The organism is Streptomyces sp. NPDC054840, from assembly GCF_053611065.1.
Map to the genome: position 1 here is coordinate 1 of NZ_JBSGZP010000599.1, position 4,611 is coordinate 4,611.

Here is a 4,611-nt window from a genome sequence, read left to right on the forward strand (position 1 = left end):
GTAGCCCACCCCCGACCCGGAAAGGGCTACGGCACCTGTGCCGTCGAGCCCCGTACCACCAGTTCCGGCTGGAAGACGTACTCCGTGCGCTGGACCGGGGTGCCCGACACCGCCTCCAGGAGGGCACCCACCGCCGCCGTCGCCATCGCGCGTACCGGCTGGCGGACCGTCGTCAGCGGCGGGTCCGTGAACGCGATCAGCGGGGAGTCGTCGAAGCCGACCACCGACACGTCCTGCGGCACCCGCAGACCCCGCTCGCGCGCCGCCCGGATGACGCCGAGCGCCATCGGGTCGCTGCCGCACACGATGCCCGTGCAGCCGCGGTCCAGCAGGGCCATGCCCGCCGCGTGTCCGCCCTCCACCGTGAAGAGGGTGCGCTGGATCAGCCCCTCCGCCTCCGCCGCCGGAAGTGCCGCGAGGAACCCCTGCTCCTTGCGGGCCGACGGCACATACCGCGTCGGACCGATCGCGAGCCCGATCCGCCGGTGCCCCAGGTCCTGCAGGTGCCGTACGGCCATGTCCGCCGCCGCCCGGTCGTCCGGCGAGATGAACGGGGCGTTCACCTGCTCGTTGAAGCCGTTGATCAGAACGAACGGCACCCCGCGCGCCGCCAGTCGCTGGTAGCGCGCGGGGTCCGCGTGGGCGTCGGCGTGCAGGCCCGACAGGAAGACGATCCCGGTAACCCCGCGCTCCTCCAGCTGTTCCACCAGTTCGTCCTCGGTGGCCCCGCCCGGGGTCTGCGTGCACAGCACCGGCGTGTAGCCGTGCCCGGCCAGCGCCTGCTCTATGACCTGCGCGAACGCCGGAAAGATCGGGTTGGTGAGCTCCGGGATCAGCAGCCCGACCAGCCCGTTGCTGCGCCGTTTGAGCCGTACGGGCCGCTCGTAGCCCAGCAGGTCGAGCGCGGCCAGCACCTTGTGCCGGGTGCCGGCCGCCACGCCCGGTTTGCCGTTGAGCACGCGGCTGACGGTCGCCTCGCTGACCGCGGCCTGCGCGGCGATGTCCGTCAGCCTCAGCGGGGAAGTCACCCCTGCCACCACACCGTGGTGTCCGCCGGAAGGACATCGGGGTCGGCGAGGTCACCGCTCGCCAGCAGCACCGTGCCCGGCGCGGGCAGCCGTACCGGCTCGTCCGTGGTGTTCGCGGTGCAGATGAAGTCTCCGCGCCGGAAGGCCAGTACGCCGGCCGGGGCGGCCAGCCACTCGACGCCGTCACCCGCGCCCAGCGCCGGGTGTGCGCGCCGTACCCGCAGCGCGGAGCGGTACAGCTCCAGCGTGGACCCCGGGTCGCCGGTCTGCGCCTCCACACTGAGTCCGGCCCATTCGGCGGGCTGCGGGAGCCAGCTGCCGCCGGTCCCGAAGCCGTACGGGGCCTGGTCGCCGCTCCACGGGATCGGTACGCGGCAGCCGTCGCGGAGCCCGTCCTGGCCGTTCGCCTTGAAGAAGGAGGGGTCCTGGCGCACCTCGTCCGGGAGGTCCACCACCTCCGGGAGGCCGAGCTCCTCGCCCTGGTAGACGTACGCCGACCCGGGCAGGGCCAGCATCAGCAGCGCGGCGGCGCGCGCCTTTTCCAGGGTGCCGAAGCGGGTGCGGTGGCGGACCACGTCGTGGTTGGACAGCACCCAGGTGGTGGGGGCGCCGACGGGCCGCATCGAGTCGAGCGACTCGTCGATGGTGGCGCGCAGGGCCTCGGCGTCCCAGCCGGTGTTCAGGTAGTGGAAGTTGAAGGCCTGGTGCAGCTCGTCGGGGCGCAGGTACAGGGCGGTGCGGTCGGCACTCGGGGTCCAGGCCTCGGCGACGCCGATGCGGTCGCCCGCGTACTCGTCGAGGACCAGGCGCCACGAGCGGTAGATCTCGTGGACGCCGTCCTGGTCGAAGAAGGGCAGGATCTGGTTGCCGAGCAGCTTGAGCTGTTCGTCGCGGCCGAGGTCGGGCAGTCCGGGCGCCTTGACCAGGCCGTGCGCGACGTCGATGCGGAAGCCGTCGGCGCCGAGGTCGAGCCAGAAGCGCAGGATGGAGCGGAACTCGTCCTGTACTGCGGGGTGTTCCCAGTTGAAGTCGGGCTGCTCGGGGGCGAAGAGGTGCAGGTACCACTCGCCGTCGGCGACCCGGGTCCAGGCCGGGCCGCCGAAGATCGACTCCCAGTCGTTCGGGGGCTCCGAGCCGTCCGCGCCCTGTCCCGGGCGGAAGTGGAAGCGCTCGCGCAGCGGGGTGCCGGGGCCCTCCCGCAGCGCCTGCTTGAACCATTCGTGCTGGTCGGAGCAGTGGTTCGGGACGAGGTCCACGATGATGCGCAGGCCCAGTTCGTGGGCTTCGCGGATCACGGCGTCGGCGTCGTGCAGGCTGCCGAACATCGGGTCGATGGCCCGGTAGTCGGCGACGTCGTAGCCGGCGTCGGCCTGCGGGGAGGCGTAGAAGGGGCTGAGCCAGACGGCGTCGACGCCCAGCTCCTTCAGGTAGGGCAGGCGGCTGCGGATGCCTTCGAGGTCCCCCATGCCGTCCCCGTTGGAGTCGGCGAAGCTGCGCGGATAGACCTGGTAGATCACCGCTTCTCTCCACCAGCCGGGCTGCGTGCCGGTGGAGGTGGGGAGCGCGTCGGCGAGGTGCTGGGTCATGGTGTCCTTGGAGAGGTCGGGCCGGGGGTGAGAGGGGGCAGGCTCGGGTGGTCAGCCCTTGGTTGCGCCTGCCGTCATCCCGGCGACGAGGTGACGCTGGGCGAAGACGAAGAAGATCGCCGCGGGGATGGCGATGAGGACCGAAGCGGCGCTCATGGCTCCCCAGTTGGAGGTGTACTGCGTGACGAAGGTCTGCAGTCCGCCGGCCAGGGTGAGGTTCTCCTCGCCGACCATGAAGGCGGAGGCGTACGCGACCTCGCCCCAGGCGGTGATGAAGGCGTAGAAGCCGGTGACGGCCAGGCCGGGCTTGGCGAGCGGCAGGATGAGGCGCCAGAAGGTGCCGAAGGGGTTGAGCCCGTCGACACGGCCGGATTCGTCGATCTCCACCGGGATGGTGTCGAAGAAGCCCTTCATCATCCAGGCGCAGAACGGCACGGCGATGGTGAGGTACGTGATGATCAGACCGAGCGGCTGGTTGAGCAGGCCGAGGTCGCCCATCAGGTTGTAGAGCGGCACGATGAGGATCGCCATCGGGAACATCTGCGTGATGAGCAGGGTCCACATCAGCGGCTTCATGCCGGGGAACTTGAAGCGGCTGACCGCGTATCCGGTGGTGGCGGCGATGAAGACACCGAGGACGGTGGTGACGCCGGCGACAAGGACGGAGTTCGCGAACCAGCTGAGGAAGTGGCTCTGCTCCAGCAGGTACGTGTAGTTGCCGAGGGTCGGTTCCTTGACGAAGTCCGTGGTGACCGCGTGCTTGGCCGGCTTGATCGAGGTCAGCACGATCCACAGCACCGGGAAGACGGCGATCACGGACGCCACGACGAGGGTGGCGTGCAGGCCGGCGGAGGCGAGTGGGGAGCGGCTGCCCCGGGCCCGGGCGGTCGCCTTGCCGGGGGTGGCCTTACGAGCGGTGTTCGCAGTGGACATGGTCACCACACCTCTCCCTGCTTGCGCAGCGAACGCCGGTAGACCAGCGCGAAGATCATGAGCAGGGCGAGAATCAGGACGCCCCACGTGGCCGAGCCGGCGAAGTCGCGCGGGCTCGACACGAACGCCTCGCGGAAGGCCTGGGTCACCAGGATCTCGGTGGAGTCGCCGGGTCCGCCCCGGGTGAGCAGGAAGATCACCGGGAACATGTTGAAGGTCCAGATGGTGGAGAGCAGGATCACCGTCATGCTCACCGTGCGCAGCCCGGGCAGGGTGATGTGCCGGAAGCGCTGCCAGGCGCTGGCGCCGTCCATCTCGGCGGCCTCGTAGAGCTCGCCGGGGATCGACTGCAGGCCGCCGAGCAGGGCGACCATCATGAAGGGGACGCCGAGCCAGACGTTGACGGCGACGACCGAGAACTTGGCCCAGGTCGGGTCGTCGAGCCACGGGATCGCGGCGATGCCGCCACCGTCGAGGATCTTGTTGAGGATGCCGTTGTCGCGGTTGAAGAGGAACCGCCAGGCGAAGACGGAGACGAAGCCGGGGACGGCCCAGGGCAGGATGAGTGCCATCCGGTAGGCGGCGCGGCCCCGGAAGTCCCGGTTGAGCATGTTGGCGAGGATCAGACCGAGCGTGAAAGTGATGGACACGCACGCGACGGTCCACATCACCGTCCACACCAGCCGCTGCAGGAACACCGGGTCACTGAGGACGGCCACGTAGTTGTCGAGTCCGACGAACTCGTACGTGGCCTCGATGTGCCGGGCGCCGATGGTGCGCGAGACGTTGCGCTCGGTGGCGTCGGTCAGCGACAGGTAGACGCCCCGGACCAGCGGCCAGCCGATGATCACGCCGAGGACGAGCACCACCGGGGCGACCATGGCCCAGGCGTACCAGTGCGTGCCGACGGCGCGCCGGAGGCCGGACGCGCCTTTTCCACCGCGGGCACCGCCACGGTTACCGCTGTCGCTGTCAGTCCTGCGGCTCCGGCCGCGGGCGGCGGCGACCGGTGCGGTGCGCCAGGTCGCGCCGTCGTCGTCGGAGACCTCCCACGTGACGACCGG

General features: G+C 70.4%; 4 protein-coding genes. All 4 read right to left on the minus strand.

Translation table 11 applies throughout. The features are described from left to right. Window positions 1–26: 26 nt before the first annotated feature. Complete coding sequence (locus tag ACWGIU_RS30410; protein WP_453711165.1) at window positions 27–1,040, minus strand: LacI family DNA-binding transcriptional regulator; 1,014 nt, start codon at window positions 1,038–1,040, stop codon at window positions 27–29. After that, a complete protein-coding gene (locus ACWGIU_RS30415; RefSeq protein WP_453711166.1) occupies window positions 1,025–2,614 on the minus strand; it encodes a glycoside hydrolase family 13 protein in 1,590 nt (529 codons plus the stop codon). The genes ACWGIU_RS30410 and ACWGIU_RS30415 overlap by 16 nt, the downstream gene beginning before the upstream one ends. A gap of 51 nt (window positions 2,615–2,665) precedes the next feature. Next, window positions 2,666–3,547 (minus strand): sugar ABC transporter permease, encoded by an 882-nt coding sequence (locus ACWGIU_RS30420; protein WP_453711168.1) that lies wholly within the window; start codon window positions 3,545–3,547, stop codon window positions 2,666–2,668. Window positions 3,548–3,549: 2 nt separating this feature from the next. Next, window positions 3,550–4,611 (minus strand): carbohydrate ABC transporter permease (locus ACWGIU_RS30425; protein ID WP_453711170.1); only part of this gene is annotated, 1,062 nt, incomplete at its 5' end.

Excerpts from the sequence above, each read along its gene's own strand:
- ACWGIU_RS30415 (WP_453711166.1), bottom strand. The coding sequence starts at position 2,614 with ATGACCCAGCACCTCGCCGACGCGCTCCCCACCTCCACCGGCACGCAG.
- ACWGIU_RS30420 (WP_453711168.1), bottom strand. The coding sequence starts at position 3,547 with ATGTCCACTGCGAACACCGCTCGTAAGGCCACCCCCGGCAAGGCGACC.